The sequence below is a fragment of the Paenibacillus sp. FSL K6-1318 genome (assembly GCF_037976905.1).
Lineage (GTDB): Bacteria > Bacillota > Bacilli > Paenibacillales > Paenibacillaceae > Paenibacillus > Paenibacillus amylolyticus_A.
The window spans coordinates 6,491,315-6,516,855 of sequence record NZ_CP150270.1 but is presented as its reverse complement, the minus strand read 5'-3'; the positions used below and the strand labels follow the sequence as shown (position 1 = coordinate 6,516,855).

Here is a 25,541-nt window from a genome sequence, read left to right as displayed (position 1 = left end):
GGTTAACTACACCAACTCCGTATACAGATCCTCCAAGGTTACAAATTCCGGCTGGCTCGGGAGTTCTCCCTCAGCCGAACATGCCGCAAGCATATGTCCATCATCCAGTCGCTGACTGTGAAAACGATGTGCCCCAGCCTGCTCGCAATGCCAATTTTCCCGCTCATCGGGAAGGATGGCGAAGGAATCCAGTGGCATGGACAGGCCCATACCAACTGCCTTGATATAGCTTTCCTTCAGCGTCCATAGGCGGTAGAAGGTTTCCCGCTGCATCTCGGCGGGCTGTGCAGCCAGGAACTGGCTTTCAGTTGGAGAGAAGAAACGCTCTGCAATCTGCATGTCAATCGGTGCTATTTTCTCCACATCCACGCCGAGTTCACCTGTACCACCAGAGATCAGAGCAATCCAATCGCCAGAATGGGAGACGTTGAACTGTACATTGGAATGGTGAATGAGCGAAGGTTTGCCGTAGGAATTACGGGTAAAAGAAAGATCAGCAGGCCTCCGACCGGTTAACTTGCTCAAAGTCACACGAGTCAACATCTCTCCCAGCACGGAGCGATACGCGTCAGCCTGACGCACAAAACGTGAAGCCTGAGCACGTCGCTCGGCAGAGACTTGCGACAGAAAGTGGTTCCAGTACGCCTCGGGCAATACTTCTGGAACTTGGAGCACACGAATAGTTATCATCATTAATCACCTGAGGACATATTCGTCGTGAATCAGTAACTTTCCTTTATATGGAACATCAAGTTCATGCTTCTTGTGCTCGTTTCCATTCCGTATGCGCAGCCTGTACTCGCTCCCACATGTCTTGACATTCCAGTTCACTGTAATTCACCAACGGTTCATGGAATATTCCAGTTAACACATCACGCCACTCCGTGTAGGTCTGCACCTCTGTTTTTCGGATTCCCTCAATATCATGTGTTCGGAGCATACATCCACGCAGTTCATGACTGCGGTTCTCATCCCGCTGACGAAGTAAAAATACGTTATGCCAAGGTGACTCTACCGCCCGACTGTAGAATTCATGCTTTGGGATGAACTCTTCCAGACTGGTGATTGCTTCAGGAGCATAGTCCGCACCTTTACTTGGTCCATTCGGCTCGTATTCAAGCCGCCATCCCCCAGTAGCAACAGATGAGGGCATCAATTGATACGTGAACGGTGCTGAACCATAGGTTCCATAACGAAGTGGCAGAGGTTCGAAGGGCATTCCCCCTAGGCCTACATCCACAATCCAGCGCTCAACTGTCGGGTCAGCATCCGGTAAAAGGATAGACAGACCGAGGTGGAACGAGTTCACCCGTGGTTGTTCTCCATGGGGCTGCACTCCGCCGCGATGCCAGTTAACTGTGTAACCGAGAGAGCGGAGAAGAACACTAAATGCACCATTTAGATGAAAGCAGTAGCCGCTGCGACCCTTTAATATAAGTTGGATCGACTCTTGAAGACCGATTCCCGCAGGACGACCTGCAAAAATATCGACCGTTTGCCAGGATAGATAGTGCACATGTGCTTGCTGGAGTTCAACTAAGAATTCCAGTGTAGGTTTCTTTATATCATTAATGCCGATCCGTTTCAGATAGGCCTGTATTTCAGATGGATTCAAAAGTTCATTCATCTAGATCACCTCATGTTATATAGTGGGCCGCAGGTAATGGTTATAAACTTCTGCTGCCCTGAGTTCATTGTAAAAGTGAACGGACGAAAACAACATCATCAGTTGAGTAGATTGTAACGGTACAATTATGAGTGCAGCTTTGAAAATCATCTCAAGAGATAAACATGGCATTGATGTCAATGAAATACAATATATGGATGAGCTATTTCTTTTTCTGGGGTATGCTAACCCTTTGGAGTGGATATAGGTTAGAATATAGATAGATAGCAGGATTAGGAGATGGAAAAATGGCTAATGAAGAAGTGATTTTGACACAGGAAGGCTTGGAAAAGCTGGAGGACGAACTGAGGGAATTGAAGACAGTGAAGCGTAAGGAACTGGCTGAGCGTCTGAAACTCGCGATCAGTTACGGTGACCTGAAGGAAAATAGTGAGTATCATTCAGCCAAAGATGATCAGGCCTTTATGGAGACCCGGATTCTGATCGTGGAGAAGATGCTGAAAAACGCCAAAGTCATCACATCCGAGAATATGGATGCTACCAAAGTGGGTGTAGGTTCCACTGTATTGCTCAATGATATCGAATTCGCTGAGAAGATTGAATATAAATTGGTTGGTCCTGCCGAGGCCGATGTTGCGGATAATAAAATCTCGTACGAAAGCCCGCTGGGCAAGGAATTGATGGGCAAAGAAGTAGGCAGCGTCATTCATGTAAATGCTCCGATGGGCGTTATCAAATATGAGTTGCTTCAAATTAAAGTGTAATAAGAGAACGAGGTGCTCCGCAGTCATGAAAGTGGCTGAGGGGACACCTCTTTTTAATGGTATTGAGCTTGAATTTTGGGATGGTTACGTCATTTTAACTTCATACGGTTGGACATTCGCACTTTATCACATACTGTTTCTAGGGGAACTTATGGGATGAAGTTTTTCGTGTGTATTTTTATGTAAATAAATAACATTTCGACAAATTTCGATTTTCGAATGACCTGACACGTGGAGTAGTATATAATTACGGGAAAACTTTAAAGTGATGGAGTAGATACGATGAATTTTAGTAAGCCTAATCTGGATCAAAACAACGCTGGCACAGGTGAGCGATTCTCGCGTGCCGGATTTATCCTGGCAGCCATTGGTAGTTCGGTTGGTCTGGGCAACATGTGGAAATTCCCGTACATTACGGGTGAGAACGGAGGAGCTGCGTTTTTCCTGCTCTTCATCGTGTGTTTACTGCTGATTGGTCTGCCAGTTCTTCTCGCTGAACTTGCGATTGGTCGCAGTGGTAGAGGAAGTGCAGCTACAGCTTTTATCAAAGCGGGTGGACATAAGGGTTGGCTCGCAGCCGGATTGCTGCAAGTATTGACGCCGTTTATCATCCTGTCCTTTTATGTCATTATTGCGGGCTGGACATTGCAATATGCAGTGACTTCCTTCAGTGGAACATTGTTTAACAATCCGGATTATGCCGGACAGTTCAACTCCTTTGTAGGTGGCTACATGCCAATCGTGTGGCAACTGGTTTCGGTTCTGATCACAGGCTGGATTGTTGCCAAAGGCGTATCTAACGGAATCGAGAAGTTCAACAAGGTACTGATTCCAGCGATGTTGGTGCTGCTTATTATCCTGATGATCCGTGCAGTTACATTGCCGGGTGCAGGTGCGGGGGTATCGTTTTTCCTGAACCCAGACTTCTCGCAGCTTACAACCGAATCCGCACTGGTTGCGCTCGGACATGCCTTCTTCTCCCTGTCACTCGGGATGGGTATTCTTGTAACCTACGGTTCGTATGTGGATAAAAATCAATCCCTCGGTGCGGCTACCGTTGCCGTCGGTGCGGGTGATCTGATCTATGCGCTCATTGCGGGTCTGATTATCTTCCCAACGACCTTCTCGTTCGGTATTGCACCTGACCAAGGGCCGTCATTGATTTTCATCGCACTTCCGGCTGCCTTCTCGGCCATGCCACTTGGATTCCTGTTTGCGGGATTGTTCTTTATCCTGCTGGCTATCGCGGCATTGACGTCGGCTGTATCCTTGCTGGAAGTTCCGGTGAAATATTTCATGGAACGGTTGTCCTGGAGCCGCAACCGCGCGGTATGGGTGATTTCGCTCGCGGTCTTCATCGTGGGTCTTCCTTCGGTATTATCGCTCGGATTGCTGCCTGAATGGACGATTGGGTCGAAGAGTGTATTCGACTGGATGGACTTTATGGCGTCCAACATCCTGCTGCCTGTCGGTGGACTGCTTGTGACGATTTTTGCAGGATACTTCTGGAAAACGGCTGCGGAAGCTTCGGGCCTGCGTTCCGGATGGTTCCGGGTGTGGTTGTTCATGCTGCGTTACGTGGCACCAATCCTGGTTCTGCTGGTTCTACTGCACACATCCGGTATCATTCACTTCTAGAAGTGAAGACCACATAGGCATAAATGTTGTCTGTTGTGCAGATTTACCATGGATAAAACCTCTTGGAAGAAATGCAAAAGCCCTTGTTTTCCCTCGTCAATTTTGGGACAATACGGAGTAGAGGTTTTTGGGGTAGGACCGATAAGCCATATGCTTTTTTGCGAAAAGAGGATTATACAATGAACAAATCATCCATATATGGATTAACATTAGAGCAATTACGTTCCTGGTTGCCGGAGCATGGGCAGAAGAAATCCCGTGCATCCCGGATCTGGGAATGGTTATATCAGGAGCGTGTACACGATTTCCCCGCGATGTCTGATGTCCGTCAGGAATGTCTGGACGTTCTCTCCGAACATTTCACAATGAACTCGCTGAGCGAACATGTGAAGCAGGAATCGGCAGATGGTACCGTGAAATTTTTGCTTCGGATGCAGGACGGCAACCTGATTGAAACGGTATTAATGCGGCAAAAATACGGACTTACCGTATGTGTGACTACACAAGTCGGTTGTAATATTGGCTGTAGCTTCTGTGCGAGCGGTCTGATCAAGAAGAGCCGTGACCTGACCGCTGGAGAGATTGTGGAACAGATTATGCACGTACAGCGCCATCTGGATGCAGCAGGTCAAGAAGAGCGGGTAACGAACGTGGTTGTGATGGGTATTGGTGAACCGTTTGATAACTTCCAGCACATGAGTAATTTCATTGAAGTCATTAAGGATCGCAAAGGACTGGCACTTGCAGCGAAACGGATTACCGTATCCACAAGTGGCCTTCCGGACAAGATCAAGGAATTTGCAGACAGCAGTTTGCAGGTTAATCTGGCGATCTCTCTGCATGCACCGAACAATGAACTGCGTACACACATCATGAAGATCAACCGGGCTTTCCCGACCGAGCAATTGATGGATGCCGTGGATTATTATCTGGCTACGACGAACAAACGCATCATGTTTGAATACATCCTGCTACGTGATGTTAACGATCAGCGTGAGCATGCCGCGGAGCTGGCTGAACTGTTGTCCAGTCGCAGAAGTATGGTCAGTGTGAATCTGATCCCATACAACCCGGTGGATGAGCACAGCCAGTATCAACGGAGTACAGAAGAATCCATTCTGGGCTTCTATGATACGCTTAAAAAGAACAACATCAACTCCACTGTACGTATGGAGCATGGTACGGATATCGACGCCGCCTGTGGGCAGTTGCGCAGTAAACAAATGAAGAACAGCGCTGTCGAATCCGAGCCAGACCGTCTGGCACTGGGATAAGACACAACGCGGGGCTGGCAGATAAGTAGGATGCGTGGTTGCTATAATCAGTGCCTGTACTCTGTACATGCCATTACCGTTGTTGGATCACAAATGCGTTGCCTGAATACAAAACGCCTCTGTATATCACTGAGAAGTGATGACGGAGGCGTTTTTGGGTGTCCTTATTTTAGTTTTTTGGTCATCACCAGATGGGGAATGCCGTCTTCCATAAATACGTCAGACGCAGGCGCATATCCGAGGCGCTCGTAAAACCCGGAAGCTTGCACCTGTGCGTGCAGCTTGGCCTTCTCAAGCCCCAGAGCGAGAGCCATCTGCTCCAGCTTGTCGATCAACACACGGCCCAGGCCGTGTTTACGGTAATCGAGCATAACACAGATTCGTTCCAATTTGGCGACCTGTTCCACCACACGCAGCCTGGAGGAAGCGGCAGGTACACCGTCCACGTAGAGTAAAATATGGCGTGCTTCAGCGTCTAATGTATCATACGCATCAAATTCATCTTCAGCAGGTACGCCTTGTTCTTCAACGAAAATAGCTGTGCGAATCGCGAAGCAGGCATCAAGCAATTCCTGGTTATTAACTTCAACAATCGTTGTATTCATGAATGTTTCTCCTTTGGGTGAACGTAATGTTATCCTGACGTGATAAACTGGTACATAACAGGATTGTGGAACGATATTCGTTCCATGTATACGGTTTGAGCTAAATGTTTAAAATTGAAACCAATTCAACTGTAGTTATACCATCAATTATGTTGCGAATGCAACAATTTAATAGGGGCGTGAATGTGTTGACTGATAAAAAAGAAGTGCTGCGTGAAATTGGCATGATTGCCCGCTGTCTGGATTCAATCAGTAATGTTGAGTTTCAGCATTTGAACCTGTCTCGTGGACAATATCTATATCTGTATCGAATCTGTGAGAATCCGGGCATTATTCCGAATCAGCTCGCTGAACTGATCAAAGTGGATCGCACGACTGCGGCCAGAGCCATTAGCAAACTCGAATCGGATGGATTCATTATTAAACAGCCAGCAATGGGTAATAAGAAGAATAAAGTGTTGTATCCCACCGAAGCTGGGCTTGAAGCGTGGGAATTTATTCGAAAAGAAGGCGTGCATTCAGATCAGGTGACGCTGGATGGTCTGACGGAGGAAGAGATCGAGACCGCTATTCATCTTCTCAGACGGATGCGCCATAACATAGAAGTGGACTGGAAATTTGTCAAAAAGGGTGGACGACGGCCCTACATGGATAACCTCGAATAAATGCGAACTTTAGATGTGTCTCAGTCCTTGAGAAGAAGGGTTAGGGGTTCACAGTCGTATACGTGCAGGAGGAATGGCGTGAAGATCATATTACGAAAAAAACGAACGTGGCTGGTCCTAATGCTGATCATTATTACCACAGCCAGCGTGATGTTGTTAAGGGAGCGGTTCCTGATGAACGAAGTATCCCCAACGGTATCTTTTATCGAAAAGAATATGACCAACCCTAACGGGACACTGGCTACCTACTTACAGGATGCAGCTTCGGAGGAAGCGGATATCGTTGCGGGTAAAGAGGCACTGTCGGAGTCAATCGGTCTGTGGATGCAGTATGCCGTAGCGAGCGATGATCAGGCTATGTTTGAGCAGAGCTACGAGCAACTGACGACTTATTTTCTCACGCCCCCAGACCCGTATATCGCCTGGAAGCTGGATGCCAAGGGTGAATCCCAAGTGACGACCGATGCACTGGGCGATGATCTTCGCATTATAGGCGCCTTATTGCAGGCAGCAGATCAGTGGGAGCATGGGAGAGAGGCAAAGTTGGCGACGGCAGCAGCCATTTCCCGAGCCTTAACACAATCGGCTCAAAAGCAAGGATATTTAGTGGATTTTCACGATTTTGAGGGCGGACATTCAACGGACACGCTAAGCCTGGTCTATGTAGATCTGCCTGCACTGCAAGCGATGGAAAAACATCAAATGGTGGAACCGGGAACCTATGCGAGGTACGAAGCGCTGCTGAAGAAGATGCCTGACGATGGATTGTTCTATCCGAAGACCTTCGATGTGGTTCGTAAAGATTATACGTATGATGATACCGTGAATCTGATCGACCAGTTAATCGTGGCGAATCATCTAACGGTGACCGACCGCAAACCGGACAAGCTTATTGCTTTTTTGAAAAAGGAGTTCAACTCCCGGCATCAGCTGCCCGGACAGTATAAGCGAGAATCACGCACACCTGCCGTATCTTATGAATCTTCATCGGTATATGGCCTTGCCATCTTGCTTGCTGTGCGTTCAGGTGATCCAAAATGGGCCAAACAGCTGTATAACCATATGATCACGTTGCGAGGTCAGGACTCTCGTTATCCAGGTGGATATGTATTTGACGGCAACACACATCTGTTCGACAATCTTTTTCCTTTGTTGGGAGAAATTAATTTACAGAAAACAATTAAAAAGTGATGATTTTGTCATTTTATGAACTCTTCAATGTGTTAGCATAGTTTTGTCTAATCATGTCATAAATTGTTGTAAATTAAGAGAAGTGAGTTTGAACAAGCGTTCTAAAAATTCAACGGAGAGAAGGAACTATGAGAAATAAAGCACCTACCCGCCGTATGGCATGGGGATATGCCCTTTTAATTGGACTAGCCGTAATGCAGCAACTATTGATTTATCTTAAAGTGTACATGGATCAGAGCTATACCACAGGGGATGTGATTTTTAGTATCGTGTCGCTGGGTGTATTGGTATTTGGTCTTTTGCTGCCTGTTGGCGTATCTGTTGTGGCGGGATTTGTATACCTGGTCTCCTATTTTGTATGGCTTGTTACATACGCTGATGCGAATGTGCTCGTGTTCTCCTGGTGGTTACTTATCCCGGCTAACGTTGCTGTGGCTGCGTTCATCAAGGCAAGCCTGCTGCGCAGTGCGCGTGTAGTGGAACGTCTGCAAGACATGCAGGATCGTAACCCGGAAATCGATCTGGATACCACGCTTGGTAATAAAGGTGCTCTGGCAGATACGTTAATTAAACACAGTAACCTTGCTCGTCGGTACTCCGAAAAGTATGGATTCAGCATTGCCATGTTCAAGATTGAATTTTTGCCACTGGTGATGGAATCTCTTGGCTCTGTCCGGTATGCACAGTTCCTGCTTGAAATCTCGGGTACGATTCAGAAACAGATTCGATATGAGGACTATAAATTTTTTGTGGATCGCGGACGATTTGTCATCCTATGTCCGATGGCGAATGTGGAATACCTTCCCGTTCTTACAGAGCGAATCAAAAAAGCGATCATGGATCTTCACATGATTGATAAAAAGGGAAATGAGCTGCAGACGGTGATCAGATCCGGCGCTCTGGTATTCCAGAAAGAGCAATTCAGCAAGTACGAGGACATTGACGCGGTTATTGCTGCCCTTGAACGAAATACAGAGACCGATCTCATCGGTGAGTATATATAACGGGAAGGAGAGAGGCGCTGTGGACTATATGTCCTGGTTCATCCCGATCTGTATCGCCGTCAGTTGTTTATTCGCGGTATTTACGATTTGGTTAACGATTGCAACCCTTCGTTTTCGATCGAAAGTTATTCGCAAGTATGATCGGAGGAAGGTAAGTGGCTGATTTTATTTTAATATTATCGATATTTAGTATCTGGATTGCCGTATTTGAGTCGATTGTTATTATGGCAGGTGCGATTCTTTTTATTAATAAACAGGACAAAAAAGGGATTCAGATCCCTGACAATATGGATCATTATCCGACAGTCACGGTCATGGTTCCTGCACACAACGAGGGTCTGGTCATTGTGGCGACGGTAGAGCACATCCTGCGCCTGAATTATCCGGAGGATAAGGTTCAAGTCATCGTGATCGCGGATAACTGCACAGATGATACAGCAGTGAAACTGAGATCATTCCTTAGTCAGACCAGTTATGTGCATCGTAATGTGACAGTAATGGAGCGGAAGGGAACAGGCGGCAAGTCTGGAGCATTAAATGACGGACTGGAGCTAGCGACAGGCGATTGGATCTGTATCTTCGATGCAGATGCCGCACCTGAGCGGAATTCACTAATGTTTTTGGCGCAAAAATCGCTTGAAAACCCTGAACAATATGGTGTTGTTTTTGGCAGAAACAAAGCACGCAACAGAGGTCAGAATTTCCTCTCCAAATGCATCAATCTGGAAATTATTACTTCCCAACGTGTGTATCACACAGGTCTGTGGGAATTGTTCCAGCTTGGTTCCATCCCGGGAACGAACTACATTATCAAAACAGAGTTAATCCGTGAAATTGGTGGTTGGGATGTCACAGCCATTACAGAAGATACCGCGTTGTCGTTCGAGATTTTGAATCGAGGACAGTTTGTGGCGCTTGCGCCGCAAGCGGAAGCCTATCAGCAGGAGCCGGAACAGCTTAGTGTATACATGAAACAGCGCGAACGCTGGGCCAAGGGGAACTACCAGGTTGTACTGGATAACATCCATAACCTGTTTAACCGCTCCAGTTGGCGTAATAAGTTGCTGGTCATCTATTATGCCGTGAGTTATTTTTGGTTTATGCTTGCGATCATTGTATCGGACATTATATTCCTCGTGAATCTGGTTTATCGAGTCATTGCTATATTCAAACCGGAGGTAAGTTCACCGTTCCAGTTTGCCGGCGATGCCTATGTGTTCCTGGTCATTGGTTGGGCGCTCATGTACTTTATTTACGTGTTACAGATTAATCTGGCGCTTGCCGCAGATATTGGACAGAGTAATACCCGTAATTTCATCTACGCCTGCGTGTCCTACTTCACGTATGCACAGCTGTTCATTCTGATCTCGATCAAGGCATTCTACTCATTGCTCATGGACAAGATTCGGAAACGCGAGAGCAAATGGTACAAGACGCAACGTTTTGGCTAAGCAACGATAAGGGAATAAGGGTAAGGTAAAAAGGCTGTTTGCTGGATAATTTCAGGCAACAGTCTTTTTTGTTATAGCCAGGCACATCCATATTCTGTATACTCTTACAGGCTGTAAATAGGAGCATGCTTAACAAGAAACGGGGGCTATGCAATGAAGGGCAGAGGATCAGACTTTTACGATGATGATGCGAATTTCGAGAAGTATATGGAACGTCGCAAGTGGCAGGAGAACGCCAATGATACATTGGAGAAGCCGGTGATGCTGGAGTTGATCGGAGACGTTGCTGGCAAGAATATACTCGATCTCGGTTGTGGAGATGCAAGGTTCGCCGCAGAATTGCTGAGCAAGGAGCGCGAAGGTTCAGCGTATACAGGGATTGAAGGTTCGGCGAATATGATTCAGGCAGCCAACGAGTCGGTAAAAGGATTGAATGCCCGGATTGAGCAAGCTTTCATGGAAGATTGGACTTACCCGGCGGGAGTGTATGATCTGGTGATATCGAGACTGGCTATTCACTATATTGAGGATGTGGAGAGCCTGTTCCGCAACATATACGATACGTTGAAAGAGAATGGGACATTGGTATTCTCAGTAGAACATCCTGTGATCACGTCCACGCTGCAACCCTCCGGGACTCGAACAGATTGGGTAGTTGATCAGTATTTTGTGGAAGGATTTCGTGAGCAGCAGTGGCTTGGGGGTTCTGTGAAAAAGATGCATCGTTCCATTGAATCGTACTATATGGCGTTACAACGGGCGGGGTTCCGTGTTGAGCATTTACGTGAGTCAGCACCACAGCGTGCTCATTTTGTAAACGAGGAAACCTATCTGCGCAGACAACGCATTCCGCTGTTTCTGTTTTTAGGTGCCCGGAAGTAGAGAGTGATAATGCGTTTAGATAAATAGATGGAAACAGCTAAGTTATACTCAAAAAGTAGAAAGTTCTACACAGAAAAAAGTGGATAACACTAGATATAGGAGTAAATAGCCCAAAATCTATCCACATGTGGATAAGATATTGGGCTTTTACTGTTATGTTTCTACACCTATGCTACGTTTGCTGTGTATAACCCCGCGATTATGAATCCGCCGCCGCTCTGACATAGACACGTTCCCCGTGCCGATCAACTTCGACAGGTGCCTCGAAGAAGTTGCTCAGCACTTCGGTGTTCATCAGCTCGCTGGTTAATCCACTATTGACTATTTCACCCCGGCGAAGCAGAAGACTATGACTAAATACAGGTAAAATTTCCTCGGTATGATGGGTGACATAGATGAGTGAAGGGGTGTCTGGACGCTGTGATAATTCACGAATACTGTCCAGCAATCGCTCTCTTGAGAACAGATCCAGTCCATTACAAGGCTCGTCCAGAATGAGTACGCGGGGATTGGCCATGAGTGCTCGGGCAATGAGAAGCTTTTGTTTCTCACCTTGAGAACAGGTGCGATATTCCCGGTCCCACAGATGCTGACAGCCCAGCGTTTGCATCAATTCCTGTGCCTGATCCAGATCATCATCTGATAGCTTGTCATACAGGCCAATGGTGGCATGTTTGCCACTGATCACGACATACTGTGTGCGGTCTGTGCCGTACAATTTCTCTTGCAGAGATGAACTGACCCAGCCGATGGATTTGCGGAGCTCCCTCAGATCCACATCGCCATATTCATGACCTAGTACGGATATTTTGCCTTCGGTCGGCCACAGATACCCGGTGATCATGTTTAGGAGTGTTGTTTTGCCGGAGCCATTCAGGCCAAGCAGCGCCCAGTGTTCACCGTCATTAACCTGCCAGCTTACATCGTTCAGCAGGGTAAGGGGTCCTCTTTTCCACGTGACATGCTGTACATCAATAATCATAAGTTATTCCTTCCTTCTGTTATCCTCAAATGTCTTAGGTGTATTGTAGTCACAACATCAGTGAGGTTTCAACGGTCATTACGCTGTTCTTGGTTGGTCCTTGCGCAGAAATACAGCACACACACCAAGCAGTGGCAAAAACGAACATAACTTGATAACAAACGAAATGCTGGTCACGTCAATTAAGGAACCTAACACAACCGAGCCAAGTCCAGCCATTCCGAACGACAGGCCAAAAAACAATCCGGATACCGTTCCAATATGACGAGGAAGCAATTCCTGTGCATAAACAATGATGACGCTGAAGCCAGACATCAGGATTAGTCCAATCATTCCGCACAATACCATGGACAAGATGGGTCCTGCATAGGGTAGCAACAGCGAAAACGGTGCAGTGCCTGCAATGGAGAACCAGATCATCGGTTTGCGTCCATAACGGTCAGCGAGCGGACCACCGAGCAAGGTTCCGACCATGCCTGCAAATTGCAGAACAAATAGACAGATCTGTGCCTGGGAGAGCGGCAAGTCATATGCATCGGCGTAATAGAAGGCGTAGTATCCAGTCATGCCAGCAATATATACGAATTTGGAGAATAACAGCAGGATGAGAATTCCCATTGTAAAAGCGATGAATCGCCTGCTCACAGGCTGTGTCACTGGTTCTGCGCCGCTTGATTTAAGAGGGCGTTGCTGACGAATGCCATTCTCGGCAAGCTTGTCTCTGTACCAACGACTGACAAAAGACTGAATAAAGATGCCGATCAGGGCAAAGCCCATCAGCCATAGAAAACTACGCTGCCCATGTGGCAGCAGGATGAAGGCGACCAGCAATGGAGCAATGGCCTGCCCTGTGTTGCCTCCCACCTGGAAGATCGACTGCGCCATTCCGCGTCCACGTCCGGCCGCCATATGGGCCACACGTGAGGATTCGGGGTGGAGGATGGATGAGCCTATGCCAATCAATGCTGCCGAAACAAGCAGCATCCATAACTCGGATGACAAGGCTAAACCGAGAACACCGATCAGGGAGAATAACATACCACCGGGAAGCAGGATCGGCATGGGCCTGCGGTCTGACATATAACCGACCAGTGGCTGAAGGACCGATGCGGTAATATTCAGGGTGAAGGCAATCCAGCCCATCTGGGCGAAACTGAGCTGCATGGTCTGCTGGAATAGTGGGAAAGCAGACGGAACCACCGTCTGCATCGCATCATTCAGCAGATGGGCGAAGCTGACTCCGGCAAGCGCCCAATTGGCGGAGGAGTTGATTTGCATTTTGCTTAAAGTGGCCTGAGCCATGGGAGATCACCTCGAATTATTTTTTTCTATGATAAAAGATAGGGGCAGATCATGTCTTTGTGAAAAGTGCTTGGAAAGTGAGCACGATTTGCTATAATGTCAGCAGGTGAGCAAACGATGGAATTAAACATGACGCTAAACGGGTTGGAATTATGGAAAGCTACTGGAGGATTTGCCAATGAGCCACATATACATGATGACTGGTATCAGCTAACGCTGCCGGTCAGAGGACAATGTCATCTGGTACAGGAACAGCACGCATACCCTTTGAAAGCAGGCATGGGGATTATTGCCCATCCTCAGATGGAGCATTATTTTGAAATAGGTTCGGATTCGGCGGTCATTGTGATTAAGTTCCGTAAACCGCCATTAGGCAGCTACGAAGGCGCGGAGTTAAGTTGGGGACGAGCTGAGTTTCGGCCTACCCAGACTTTCGATCCTGCGGAGATCAACAGTCTATTTCGAAGCTGGAATTCTATTTTGTTAGATGACGTGCCCGACTTGCTGCGAGTACAAGAAACAGAATTGGCGATCGAGACGTATCTCAGACGGATGTTGACGGGGCAGGAAAAAGGAATAGGAACTGTAGATACCGGTACATTCATTGATCCTCATATCCAACGAGTGCTGGATTATATTCACAGTGCCTATACAGGCCCCATGGATATTGATTCGATGGCGATGGTTGCGCATCAGAGTCGGTACCATTTTATGCGCTCTTTCAAGGCTCTTACGGGATCAACACCGTATCAATATCTGCTGAATTTGCGCGTAGAAGAAGCGTCCAGGAGGCTCCGCCTTACGACGGACTCAGTAACTACAATCAGTTATGAGCTGGGATTTTCCAGCGTCAGTCAGTTTTACAGAGCTTTTCAGCGAGTGTATGTGGTAACACCGATGGAATATCGGAATCAGGTGTAGAATTCAATGGGCAGTCTCGCGTATGCGGGACTGTATTCAGAACGTTACAGCATGACACTGATTTTTGTTGTTGCCAAACGATGGAGACTTTGCTAAGATGGAAAAAAGTTTATGTAAGCGTATACATTTAGGATAAAATTACAACGTTGTAATTATGGTTTAACCATCGGAAGAAGTACATCAGTTCTAGCAAGAATGATAAAAAAATAGCATTTTATCAATGGCAATAGAATTGATATAAGGATAATTATAATCCATATACCAATTATGTAGGATATGCTCGTCTAAAAATTCAAACGTTGTAATTATAAAGCGAAGAGGAGTGCTTTATGTTGAAAAAACGCATGTCCACGCTGTTCAGCCTGATCAGACGGGATAAATATCTGCTGCTGATGTTTTCGCCTATCTTTCTGTATTACCTCATTTTCATGTACCTCCCGATGCCTGGCGTGCTGTTAGCATTTCGCAATTTTCTGCCTGGGCAGGGCATGTTCAGCGGGGAATGGGTGGGTCTTCGCTGGTTTGAGCAGTTCGTGAATTCCATCTATTTCTGGCGGTTGCTGCGCAACACGTTTTTGCTCGCCTTTCTACCGCTCTTGTTCGGCTTCTCCATCCCTATTCTTTTCGCGGTCTGCATCGTGGAGATCAAGAACCGGACATTCAAGCGATTTGCCCAGACCGTTACGTACCTTCCTCACTTCATCTCCACTGTCGTTGTAGCCGGCATGATTATCAACTTCCTGTCACCAACAGATGGCATTGTGAACACCCTCATCGCCAAGCTCGGGATGGACAAAGTGAACTTCATGATGGAGGCTGGCTGGTTTCGGACCATCTTCACCAGTTCCGACATCTGGCAGAGCTTCGGCTTCAGCTCCATCATCTACATTGCAGCCATTATGGGCATCGATCCCGAGATGTATGATTCCGGAAAAATTGACGGGGTCAACAAGTTTCAGGAGCTCTGGCACCTGACCCTTCCCAGCATCAAACCAACGATCGTCATCCTCCTGCTCCTGTCGCTTGGCGGCATTATGAGTGTAGGCTTTGAGAAAGTATATCTGCTCTACAACGGAGCCACTTACGAAACTGCCGATGTATTGTCGACCTACGTCTACCGGATGGGGATTGAGGGACAGAACTACGGCTTCGCCACAGCTGTCGGTTTATTCAACTCCATTATCACATTTGTGCTTGTCTTTGCAGCCAATTCCATGACCCGACGCCTGACCAAGATGTCACTCTGGTAACACCATAACCGAACCCCAAAGGAGATCCTGTATGCAAAAATCGAGTAGTGACCGGTTGTTCTACGGATGTGTCTACCTGCTGACCATACTGGCGGTCGTGATTACGTTGTATCCCTTCCTGTACGTGATCAGTATTTCATTCAGCTCGGTGGATGCCATCGACAAACAAAAAGTCGTGCTGTGGCCTGTCGGTTTCACCCTGTCAGGTTATCAAATGGTCCTGCAATACAAGGAGTTGTGGGTGTCTTTCTACAATACCGTCTGGTACACCGTGGTTGGCACGCTGTTGAACATTGTGGCAACATGCCTCGCCGCCTTTCCGTTATCGAGACAGCAGTTTTTCTTACGTCGCAAGCTGAATTTCTTCATCGCCTTCACGATGTATTTCTCGGGGGGACTCATTCCGGTCTATATGCTCATTACCTCACTGGGGCTATACAATACCCGCTGGGTAATGGTGCTGCCTGTGCTGGTCATTACGTTTAACGTCATGATCTGCCGCTCGGCTTTTGAAGGCATTCCGAATGAGATCTTTGAGAGTGCCAGTATAGACGGGGCCAACGAGCTGACGATGCTGTACCGTCTGGCGGTTCCGATCATCAAGCCAACACTGGCAGTACTTACGCTGTACTATGCGGTATTCCACTGGAACAACTTTTTCTCGGCCCTACTATATCTGGGCAAACAGGATATGCAGCCCTTACAGATGTTCCTGCGAAGAGTGCTGATCATGGCTTCGCCGGAAGTGATGCAGAAGATGGGAGGCACGATGACTTCGGGCGCACTGGCGGTCTCCTCTCTTCAGGTTCGTTATGTATCCATTGTGGTCAGCATTCTGCCGATTGTTACGATCTACCCATTTATCCAACGGTACTTCGTTAAGGGAATCACCCTCGGAGCCGTGAAAGGATAGCCTTTTTTACCCGAGCATCAGGATTGACCAGGGTTGTTCAGGATTGTTCATACCTAAGGAGGAATGATGGATGAGATTTAAAGGGGCAGGAAGAAAAAGTGTAATGGCAGCGATACTGGCAATCAGCCTTGCGGGTTGTAGCGGTGGAACAGGGGCGGGGACTGATCCCGGAAGTACCCCAACCAGCTCGGAACCAGCATTTAATTACACTGGTGCAGGTCCTGTAACCGATCGGCCGGATGCTAAATTGTCTGTTCTCGGCACCAACGCATGGACGACCAATGTGGATTTGTCTACCGCCGCAATCGTGAAGAAAATCGAGAGTAATGCTGGTGTTGAGGTCAATTGGGATCTGATTCCACCACAGAATTACGCGGATGCTGTGAATCCGAGGCTGGCTGCGGGTACGGGATTGCCAGATATCGTTTATCTGCCGGATCAGGATCAGCTTATGAAATACATCAACAGTGGTCTGTTTATCCCGATTAACGAACTGGTGGATAAGTACGGCGTGAATCTCAAAAAAATATATGAAAAGTCCCCTTCGGTTAAAGCCAGTTTAACGACGCCAGATGGTAAAATGTATTATATCCCGCAGCAGACGCTCACCCGAAACTATATGCCAGTGTTTATGATCAATCAGCGCTGGCTGAAGCAGCTGGGATTGAACGAACCAACCACACTGGATGAGTTCACGGCGATGCTGCGCAAATTCAAGACGGATGACCCGAATGGCAACGGGCAGGCTGATGAAATTCCACTGTCCATGGAATCGAAATTTGTGTCGATGGCCTTTGGCCCTGCCTTTGGTCTGGATCTGTCCAATCAATTCTATGCAGACGATCAGGGCAAGGTACATTTCAGCTATTATGAGCCTGCCTATAAGGAATATCTCACCTATTTAAACGGACTGTACAAAGAAGGCCTGCTTGGCGTGGATTATGCCAGTACGACAAGTGATCAGGTGACCTCGCGCATCTCTCAGGATGTGACGGGAGCGACGTTTAATTTTAGCTGGTACATGTCGATGGTCTACAGCCCGCTCTTCAAGGATTATGATCCGGCAGAGCCCATCTTCAAAGGCATCTTGCCACTAAAAGGACCGCATGGCGATCAGTTCTATGTAGGACGTACACCGGTAAGTGGCATCTTCGGCATTACACGTGACAGCAAAAATCCGGAGCTTGCTTTCCGTTTCCTGGACTATGCCGTAAGTGAGGAAGCGCAGACGTATTATACATGGGGCATCAAGGATGATACGTATACGGAAGAGAACGGCGTGAAGACCTTCACGGACAAAGGCAAAGACAATGAATACATTCAGAAGCTCGGCATCGGACCGGTTAATCTGCCTAATATTCAATCCACCGACTCTGCTGATTCTGTCGTAGCCGAATGGCATGCCAAGCTCGACAAGGAGCTGGAGCCGTACATCCGTGAACCATTCCCGTTTGTCTACGCGCTTCCGGATGAGGCGAGTGTAGAGAGTATGGCGATGCCTGACATCACGACCTATGTGGAAGAGATGAACTTCAAATTTATTAGCGGAGATGCCAGTCTGGATCAGTTCGACAGTTATATTGAAACATTGAAAAAGATGAATATTGAGCAGGTTATTGCAGGCAGACAGGCGCAGTATGATCGATATAAAGCTGCACAGCAATAAGTTTCCCAAGGTATGAAGGGTGTTGATTGATTTTGATAACCATTAAAGACATTGCCAAATTGGCGGGGGTGAGCTATAGCACGGTATCCAAAGCCCTTAACGATGATCCGCGGATCAAACCGGCGACGAAACAGAAGGTGCTCGCCGTTGCGGAGAAACACCAGTATCGGAAAAACATGTTGGCCCGGCAGCTCTCCACAGGCAGAAGTAATATCATCGGTTTTGTGCTGGATGAGCTGAGTAATCCGTTGTTCTCGAACATATCTGGCAGTCTGCACGCGGAACTGAAGAAACGGGGATACCAGATGATTCTGGTCGTCGCCGATGACGGGGTGGACGTCTTCAGCCAGCTGCGCGTGGACGGTTGTATCCTGTGGGATTATGCCTTGGACAATCGGGATGTATTTTGGAAAAAGTTTGCGACGCTCAACATGCCATGTTTCGTGCTCGGTACAGATGAAACGCCGAACTCCCCATACATTAAGATTGATCGGAAAGAGGGCATCTTCAAAGCAGTCGAGCACCTGCAATCACTGGGTCATACCCGAATCGGTTTTATTGGCAACTCGCAAAATATCAAACTGGAAGGATACAGGGAGGCTATGCAGCGCACAGGCCTGATGTTCAACGAAGACCATGTACTGCCAGCACACTCCTCTTGGGAGGACGGATATTTTGCCATACGTCATCATATATTTGGCCCGGAGTCGCCCACAGCTTTTATCGGATTGAACAACTTGGTGACCCGGGGAGCGCTGCGGGCTTTGCTTGAAGCAGGTTACAGCGTCCCAGGGGATATCTCATTAATCGGTTACGATGATCTGCCAGATATGCAATACGCTGAGGTCGCACTGACAACCATCGGACCACCGCTGGATGAACTGGCTGCACAGGCGGCAGAGCTGATTGTATCGTTGATCCGTGATGAACAGGTGGACTATCCGGTGGTCATTCAGCCGAAGCTGAATCATCGTAATTCAACGGCGAAGTGTCAGTAACGACGAACAAGAATGATTAGACGCACATGTGCACGTTAAGGATGATACAACATTCAAGGAGGTGTCCGTTATGCAAGTACAGACGCAATTATCCTGGTCTGAGCGAATAGCAGAGACGATTATCCAGCAATGTGATGGGGACGGGTATCATGCGTTTCCTTCTGAACGATGGGCTTATGTTCAGGGTATGACACTAATGGCAATGGCGCAAACGGGGAAACAGTACGGTAAGGACGAGTATATTGCTTTTATGAAGAGACATATGGATATGTATGTGCAGCAAGAGGGTTCCATTGCGATGTATTCACTTGAAGAATACAATCTGGATCAGATCAATCAGGGCAAAAACCTGTTTGGGCTGATGGATACTACCGAAGATCAGCGTTACGCGGAAGCCGCACATCTACTGGCGGCGCAACTTGCAGGGCAGCCCCGAACATCTGAGGGCGGCTTCTGGCACAAAAAGATCTATCCTTTCCAGATGTGGCTGGACGGATTGTATATGTCATCGCCTTTTCTGGCTCAGTATGCGAAGCAGTTCAACCGACCTGAATTATGGGATGAGGTAGCTCATCAGATTCTGCTGATTGAACGCAAGACACGTGATCCACGCACCGGACTGCTTTATCATGGCTGGGATGAATCGAAGGAACAGGTCTGGGCCGATACGTTGACCGGATGCTCCTCACATTTCTGGAGTCGTGCCATGGGTTGGTATGCGATGGCTATTGTAGACAGCGTGGAGCATTTCCCTGTGCATCATCCAAAGCGCGGAACGATTATTGGCATCTTCGAGCGGATGTGTCACGCGTTGGTTCGGGTACAGGAACAGGAGAGCGGGCTGTGGTTCCAAGTGCTTAATCAGGGTTTCCGCAAAGGCAATTATCTGGAAGCTTCCGGCTCTAGCATGTTCGTGTATGCACTCGCGAAGGGTGTACGGTTGCGTTATCTGGAGCCACATTTCAGAGAAGCAGCAGAAAAAGGCTGGAACGGACTCACCTCCAGATTGGTGGAAGAAACCGCTGCCGGAGTGAAGCTGAATGGAATCTGCCATGGGGCAGGACTCAGTCTGGACCGGGACGGATCGTACAGCTACTACGTGAGTGAAGCAATTGTAAGCGATTCCTTTATGGGGACGGCTCCGTTACTGCTGGCTGCGCTGGAAATGGAGCGATTGCCATGAGCAAGCAGGTGTCACCAGATCCAAATCTGGGTCAATCGATGCGTTATTATACCGTTTCTCCGGATGGGACGGGTGATTATGCTACCATACAGGCTGCAATTGATGCCGCTCCGGACGACAGAACCGAAAGCTTCACGATCCGAATTAAGGCTGGCGTATATTACGAGAAGCTGGATATTGAGAAGCCTATGATTCATTTGATCGGTGAGGGGGCGGAGCATACGGTCATTACATATGATGATTATGCGCTCAAGAAGTTCCCGGATGGGTCGCAGTATCATACCTTTCATTCCTACACAGCTTTCATCGGAGCAGACGATTTTACAGCAGAGCAAATATCCTTCGTTAACTCAGCTGGGCCGGGCAAGGTAGTAGGTCAGGCGTTGGCTGTGTACGTGGATGGAGATCGGGCAGCGTTCCGCAGTTGTCGCTTCATCGGCCATCAGGATACGATCTTTACCGGACCATTGCCGGAGCAGCCGCTGGATCGCAGCTACTTTGGCGGGCCACGGGATGGGGCGGAGCGGCGGAAGCTGCGTCAATATTATGAGCACTGCTACATTGAGGGCGACATCGATTTTATTTTTGGCTCGGCTACGGCGGTGTTCAAGGGGTGTGAGATCTTTGCGAAGAACCGTTTGTCTGATACGGCGATTGCGAACGGCGAAGTGAACGGCTGGATTACCGCAGCATCTACACCCGAGGATGTACGTTATGGGTATGTATTTATCGATTGTGATCTCACCAGCAATGCACCTCCCCAGTCGGTATACCTCGGCAGGCCATGGCGTAATCATGCCAAAGTCTGTTTCTTGAACTGTTGGATCGGTGCTCATGTGAAACAGGAGGGCTGGCATAACTGGAACAAGGCAGATGCGGAGCAGACCGTTCAGTACGCCGAATATAACAGTGCCGGACCTGGGGCCGGAAATGCGATGGTACGGGTTCCCTGGGCAAAAACACTAAGTGATCAGGAAGCGGCCGAATACGCGATACCTCTTATTCTGTCCGGTGTGGACGGGTGGCAACCTTTCGGTGAGGAGAAGGGTTAATCGGGGGAAAGTCATGCTATCTACTGTGCAAAATCAAAGATGAAAGGCTCTCTTTCAAGTCTCTTAAAGACTTGGTAGAGAGCCTTTTTTGTGCGGTATCTTACATTTTTCGCCCCCCATAGAAATAATTTATCCCTTATCTGATTTGCATTTTACTGATTAAATACAGGGTGAGGATCTGTAAATTCCCTGTAAAATTTGGATGGTGTTTATTAAAAAAGAACGAGAGGGAAGGTCCATTCTGGTAAGGAAGGGAGTGAAGAAGACACTCAGCGTCAGACGGTTGGATAAGGCACGAATCGATCGCGGCTCACATGTAAGTGTACCATTGAAGCTTTGTTTGCAAGGTGAGAATAACCTAGTACAGGAGGGATTTTGCTTGAATAAAGCTGTTCAATTCCGCCCGGTCATTACATTCGCTTTGGCATTTCTTCTGATTATTTCGTGGTTTGCACCAAGAGTTGACGCCGCTGCCCTATGGCAGGCAGGCACCGCATACAAGAAGGGAGATCTAGTAACATATCAAAATAAAGATTATGAGTGTATTCAGCCCCATACGGCGTTGACGGGTTGGGAGCCTTCCAATGTTCCTGCATTGTGGAAATACGTCGGTGAAAATACCGGCGGAGGGGGAGAGACTCCCGGCTCTGATACGACACCCCCTTCTGTTCCCGCTGGTCTAAACTCTTCCTTTATCACGGACACCTCAGTCAATTTGGCCTGGAATGCATCCACGGATAACGTGGGCGTAACAGGATATGAGGTGTATCGAAACGGTGTTCTCGTGACAAGCACCTCAGCTACAACGGCTGTAGTCACGGGACTGACAGCTGGCACAACTTATGCTTTTACGGTAAAAGCAAAAGATGCCGCAGGCAATACATCCGCTGCGAGCACCTCCCTCAGTGTAACGACTTCCAACGGATCTTCTAATCCTGGGCCAACCGGCAGCAAATGGCTGATCGGCTACTGGCACAATTTCGACAATGGTTCGACCAATATCAGACTTCGTAACGTATCAACAGCTTATGACGTCATTAATGTCTCCTTTGCCGAACCGATTTCACATGGCAGCGGAACGCTTGCTTTTACTCCGTATAATGCGACGGTAGCCGAATTCAAATCCGATATCGCCTACCTTCAAAGCCAAGGAAAAAAAGTGCTGCTTTCCATGGGGGGAGCCAATGGCACCATTGAGCTCACCGATGCGACCAAGAGACAGCAGTTCGAGGACTCGTTAAAATCGATTATTTCCACCTATGGTTTCAATGGTCTTGATATCGATCTGGAAGGAAGTTCCCTGTCTCTGAATGCAGGGGATATCGACTTCCGTAGCCCAACGACACCGAAGATCGTTAACCTTATCAATGGCGTAAAAGCGGTTAAATCTCATTTTGGCACTAATTTCATTCTGACGGCAGCACCGGAGACGGCCTATGTACAGGGCGGATATCTGAGCTATGGCGGCCCTTGGGGAGCATACCTACCAGTCATCCATGCCTTGCGTAATGACCTGACCCTGCTTCATGTACAGCACTATAACACGGGCTCCATGGTGGGACTGGATGGGCGCTCCTACGCCCAAGGGACAGCCGATTTTCATGTGGCTATGGCTGAAATGCTGCTTCAAGGCTTTCATGTAGGCGGAAGCTCAGGCCCATTCTTTAGTCCCTTGCGACCAGATCAGATTGCAATCGGTGTACCGGCTTCCCAGCAGGCTGCCGGAGGTGGTTATACGACACCAGCCGAGCTGCAAAAGGCATTGAATTATTTGATCAAAGGTGTGTCATACGGCGGTTCCTATACCCTTCGCCAACCTGCAGGTTATACGGATCTTAAGGGGATTATGACCTGGTCCATCAACTGGGATGCATATACAAACAACCAGTTCTCAAATGCACATCGTTCATTCCTGAATGGTTTTAGCACGCAAACAACAAAGGAGGTTGTGTACTAAATGCCCAATGTAAACAAACACACTATTTTGAAGAAAACCGCAACGTTTTTCCTAGGTCTGTCCCTGCTCTTATCTGTTATTGTTCCCTCATTTACACTCCAACCTGCTACGGCAGAAGCAGCAGATGCGTATAAAATTGTTGGTTATTACCCGTCCTGGGCCGCTTACGGGAGAAATTACAATGTAACCGATATTGATCCGAACAAAGTGACGCATATCAACTATGCTTTTGCAGATATTTGCTGGAACGGCATTCATGGCAATCCGGACCCTTCGGGGCCAAATCCGGTGACATGGACCTGTCAGAATGAAAAAAGTCAGACGATCAATGTACCCAACGGAACAATCGTGCTTGGCGATCCATGGATTGATACGGGTAAGACATTTGCAGGGGATACGTGGGATCAGCCCATCGCAGGCAATATCAATCAGCTGAACAAGCTAAAACAAATCAATCCTAATCTGAAGACAATCATCTCCGTGGGAGGATGGACGTGGTCCAACCGCTTCTCCGATGTAGCCGCGACGGCTGCAACGCGAGAGGTCTTTGCGAACTCTGCCGTGGACTTTCTGCGAAAATACAATTTTGACGGAGTGGACCTGGACTGGGAGTATCCGGTATCGGGTGGGCTGGATGGTAACAGCAAACGTCCTGAGGATAAGCAGAACTATACCCTGCTCCTGAGCAAAATCCGTGAAAAGCTGGATGCAGCAGGAGCTGTAGACGGCAAGAGGTATCTGCTTACGATTGCAAGCGGTGCATCGACGACCTATGCTGCCAATACGGAGCTTGCAAACATTGCGGCCATCGTCGACTGGATTAACATTATGACATACGATTTTAACGGGGCTTGGCAAAAAGTCAGCGCGCATAACGCGCCGTTGAACTATGACCCTGCGGCTTCGACTGCTGGGGTGCCGGATGCCAATACATTTAATGTGGCTGCCGGAGCACAAGGGCATCTGAATGCAGGCGTACCAGCTGCTAAACTTGTGCTTGGTGTTCCGTTCTATGGACGTGGCTGGGATGGATGCGCACAGGCAAATAGCGGCCAGTATCAGACGTGCACGGGTGGTTCTTCCGTTGGAACATGGGAAGCAGGCTCCTTTGATTTCTACGATCTGGAGGCAAATTACATCAACAAAAACGGGTATACCCGTTACTGGAATGACACGGCCAAGGTGCCATATCTCTATAATGCAACCAACAAGCGCTTTATCAGCTATGACGATGCAGAGTCTATTGGGTATAAAACGGCTTATATCAAGAGCAAAGGACTCGGTGGTGCGATGTTCTGGGAGCTCAGCGGCGATCGTAACAAAACACTCCAAAACAAGCTGCAATCCGATCTGTCCAATGGGGGTACCTTGCCGCCAGTAGATGTGACAGCGCCGAGCGTTCCAGGAAATGCCCGTTCGACAGGCGTGACGGCTAACTCGGTGACGCTGGCTTGGAATGCTTCAACGGATAATGTAGGCGTTACCGGTTATAACGTCTATAATGGCGCTAATCTTGCGACATCCGTCACCGGAACGACAGCAACAATTAGTGGACTTACAGCGGGTACCTCATATACCTTCACGGTAAAAGCAAAGGATGCTGCAGGTAATCTGTCTGCAGCCAGTAATGCTGTAACCGTAAGCACAACGACTCAGCCGGGAGGCGATACGCAAGCACCAACTGCACCAACGAACCTTGTGACCACCGCGCAAACGACATCCAGCATAACGCTGAGCTGGTCGGCATCCACGGATAACGTGGGTGTAACGGGTTATGATGTATACAACGGAACGCTATTGGCGACAACGGTGACCGGAACGACGGCAACGATCAGCGGGCTTGCAGCAGATACCTCGTACACATTTACGGTGAAAGCAAAAGATGCGGCGGGAAATACGTCTGCTGCGAGTAGTGCTGTGACTGTAAAAACGGCAACCGGAACGATGAATCCGGGCGTTTCCGCCTGGCAGGCCAATACAGCCTATACTGTTGGACAGCTGGTGACGTATAGCGGAAAGACGTATAAATGCTTGCAATCCCACACATCCTTGCCTGGGTGGGAACCATCCAATGTTCCTGCATTGTGGCAGGTCCAATAGTTAAAATATGAATTACAACAATTTAAATTGAAGCCTGCAGTGTTAACGGGTCTTGGCTACAGTGAAGAGAATATAACAAAAAACCACCGGCTCCTGTTCCGGTGGTTTTCGCTATG

22 protein-coding genes are annotated in these 25,541 nt (G+C 48.1%); 17 read left to right on the top strand and 5 right to left on the bottom strand.

What is annotated here, in order from left to right; genetic code table 11:
• Positions 1–6 precede the first annotated feature (6 nt).
• A complete protein-coding gene (locus NYE45_RS29190; RefSeq protein WP_340014968.1) occupies positions 7–690 on the bottom strand; it encodes a 4'-phosphopantetheinyl transferase superfamily protein in 684 nt (227 codons plus the stop codon).
• Between the two features lie 64 nt (positions 691–754).
• The gene (locus tag NYE45_RS29185; RefSeq protein WP_340014967.1) at positions 755–1,627 is read right to left on the bottom strand and encodes an arylamine N-acetyltransferase; all 873 of its coding nucleotides are present in this window, start codon (positions 1,625–1,627) and stop codon (positions 755–757) included.
• Positions 1,628–1,914: 287 nt separating this feature from the next.
• Here NYE45_RS29185 and greA point away from each other — a divergent pair, with 287 nt between their 5' ends.
• The 3 genes from greA (at position 1,915) to rlmN (ending at position 5,303) form a co-directional block, all read left to right on the top strand.
• A complete protein-coding gene (gene greA, locus NYE45_RS29180; RefSeq protein ID WP_076332078.1) occupies positions 1,915–2,391 on the top strand; it encodes a transcription elongation factor GreA in 477 nt (158 codons plus the stop codon).
• 282 nt (positions 2,392–2,673) lie between these two features.
• Positions 2,674–4,029 carry a sodium-dependent transporter gene (locus NYE45_RS29175; protein ID WP_076332077.1) on the top strand — a complete coding sequence of 452 codons (1,356 nt, stop codon included), beginning with the start codon at positions 2,674–2,676 and terminating at the stop codon, positions 4,027–4,029.
• A 179-nt stretch (positions 4,030–4,208) separates the two neighbouring features.
• Positions 4,209–5,303: a 23S rRNA (adenine(2503)-C(2))-methyltransferase RlmN gene (gene rlmN, locus NYE45_RS29170; protein ID WP_340014966.1), complete on the top strand. Its 1,095-nt coding sequence runs from the start codon at positions 4,209–4,211 to the stop codon at positions 5,301–5,303.
• A gap of 164 nt (positions 5,304–5,467) precedes the next feature.
• On the opposite strand, the gene NYE45_RS29165 is transcribed toward rlmN, so the two are convergent.
• The gene (locus tag NYE45_RS29165) at positions 5,468–5,908 is read right to left on the bottom strand and encodes a GNAT family N-acetyltransferase (RefSeq protein WP_340014965.1); all 441 of its coding nucleotides are present in this window, start codon (positions 5,906–5,908) and stop codon (positions 5,468–5,470) included.
• A gap of 224 nt (positions 5,909–6,132) precedes the next feature.
• Between NYE45_RS29165 and NYE45_RS29160 the strand changes: the two genes are divergently transcribed.
• From NYE45_RS29160 to NYE45_RS29140, 5 genes are all read left to right on the top strand, one after another.
• Positions 6,133–6,573: a MarR family transcriptional regulator gene (locus NYE45_RS29160; RefSeq protein WP_248278100.1), complete on the top strand. Its 441-nt coding sequence runs from the start codon at positions 6,133–6,135 to the stop codon at positions 6,571–6,573.
• A gap of 78 nt (positions 6,574–6,651) precedes the next feature.
• Positions 6,652–7,764 carry a glycosyl hydrolase family 8 gene (locus NYE45_RS29155; protein ID WP_340014964.1) on the top strand — a complete coding sequence of 371 codons (1,113 nt, stop codon included), beginning with the start codon at positions 6,652–6,654 and terminating at the stop codon, positions 7,762–7,764.
• Positions 7,765–7,892: 128 nt separating this feature from the next.
• Complete coding sequence (locus tag NYE45_RS29150) at positions 7,893–8,768, top strand: diguanylate cyclase (RefSeq protein WP_340014962.1); 876 nt, start codon at positions 7,893–7,895, stop codon at positions 8,766–8,768.
• A 155-nt stretch (positions 8,769–8,923) separates the two neighbouring features.
• Complete coding sequence (locus NYE45_RS29145) at positions 8,924–10,219, top strand: glycosyltransferase (protein WP_340014961.1); 1,296 nt, start codon at positions 8,924–8,926, stop codon at positions 10,217–10,219.
• Positions 10,220–10,372: 153 nt separating this feature from the next.
• Positions 10,373–11,101, top strand: coding sequence for a class I SAM-dependent methyltransferase (locus tag NYE45_RS29140; protein ID WP_340014960.1), 729 nt, complete (start codon positions 10,373–10,375; stop codon positions 11,099–11,101).
• Between the two features lie 199 nt (positions 11,102–11,300).
• Here the strand turns inward: NYE45_RS29140 and NYE45_RS29135 are convergent, their stop codons facing one another.
• Both NYE45_RS29135 and NYE45_RS29130 read right to left on the bottom strand, forming a co-directional pair.
• Positions 11,301–12,083 carry an ABC transporter ATP-binding protein gene (locus NYE45_RS29135; protein ID WP_340014959.1) on the bottom strand — a complete coding sequence of 261 codons (783 nt, stop codon included), beginning with the start codon at positions 12,081–12,083 and terminating at the stop codon, positions 11,301–11,303.
• 78 nt (positions 12,084–12,161) lie between these two features.
• A complete protein-coding gene (locus tag NYE45_RS29130; protein ID WP_340014958.1) occupies positions 12,162–13,385 on the bottom strand; it encodes an MFS transporter in 1,224 nt (407 codons plus the stop codon).
• Positions 13,386–13,502: 117 nt separating this feature from the next.
• Between NYE45_RS29130 and NYE45_RS29125 the strand changes: the two genes are divergently transcribed.
• The 9 genes from NYE45_RS29125 to NYE45_RS29085 all read left to right on the top strand — a co-directional run bounded on the left by NYE45_RS29125 (position 13,503) and on the right by NYE45_RS29085 (position 25,425).
• Positions 13,503–14,306 (top strand): helix-turn-helix domain-containing protein, encoded by an 804-nt coding sequence (locus NYE45_RS29125; RefSeq protein WP_340014957.1) that lies wholly within the window; start codon positions 13,503–13,505, stop codon positions 14,304–14,306.
• A 329-nt stretch (positions 14,307–14,635) separates the two neighbouring features.
• Positions 14,636–15,556, top strand: a complete 921-nt coding sequence (locus NYE45_RS29120; protein WP_340014956.1) for an ABC transporter permease subunit — start codon at positions 14,636–14,638, stop codon at positions 15,554–15,556.
• Positions 15,557–15,587: 31 nt separating this feature from the next.
• Positions 15,588–16,469, top strand: a complete 882-nt coding sequence (locus NYE45_RS29115) for a carbohydrate ABC transporter permease (protein ID WP_062836682.1) — start codon at positions 15,588–15,590, stop codon at positions 16,467–16,469.
• 70 nt (positions 16,470–16,539) lie between these two features.
• Positions 16,540–18,135 (top strand): extracellular solute-binding protein, encoded by a 1,596-nt coding sequence (locus NYE45_RS29110; protein ID WP_340014955.1) that lies wholly within the window; start codon positions 16,540–16,542, stop codon positions 18,133–18,135.
• A 32-nt stretch (positions 18,136–18,167) separates the two neighbouring features.
• Positions 18,168–19,133, top strand: coding sequence for a LacI family DNA-binding transcriptional regulator (locus tag NYE45_RS29105; protein ID WP_340014954.1), 966 nt, complete (start codon positions 18,168–18,170; stop codon positions 19,131–19,133).
• 70 nt (positions 19,134–19,203) lie between these two features.
• Positions 19,204–20,316 carry a glycoside hydrolase family 88 protein gene (locus NYE45_RS29100; protein ID WP_340014953.1) on the top strand — a complete coding sequence of 371 codons (1,113 nt, stop codon included), beginning with the start codon at positions 19,204–19,206 and terminating at the stop codon, positions 20,314–20,316.
• Positions 20,313–21,368, top strand: coding sequence for a pectinesterase family protein (locus NYE45_RS29095; RefSeq protein ID WP_340014952.1), 1,056 nt, complete (start codon positions 20,313–20,315; stop codon positions 21,366–21,368). The genes NYE45_RS29100 and NYE45_RS29095 overlap by 4 nt, the downstream gene beginning before the upstream one ends.
• A gap of 379 nt (positions 21,369–21,747) precedes the next feature.
• Positions 21,748–23,325: a glycosyl hydrolase family 18 protein gene (locus NYE45_RS29090; RefSeq protein WP_340014951.1), complete on the top strand. Its 1,578-nt coding sequence runs from the start codon at positions 21,748–21,750 to the stop codon at positions 23,323–23,325.
• The gene (locus NYE45_RS29085) at positions 23,326–25,425 is read left to right on the top strand and encodes a glycosyl hydrolase family 18 protein (protein WP_340014950.1); all 2,100 of its coding nucleotides are present in this window, start codon (positions 23,326–23,328) and stop codon (positions 25,423–25,425) included.
• The last annotated feature ends 116 nt before the right edge of the window (positions 25,426–25,541 follow it).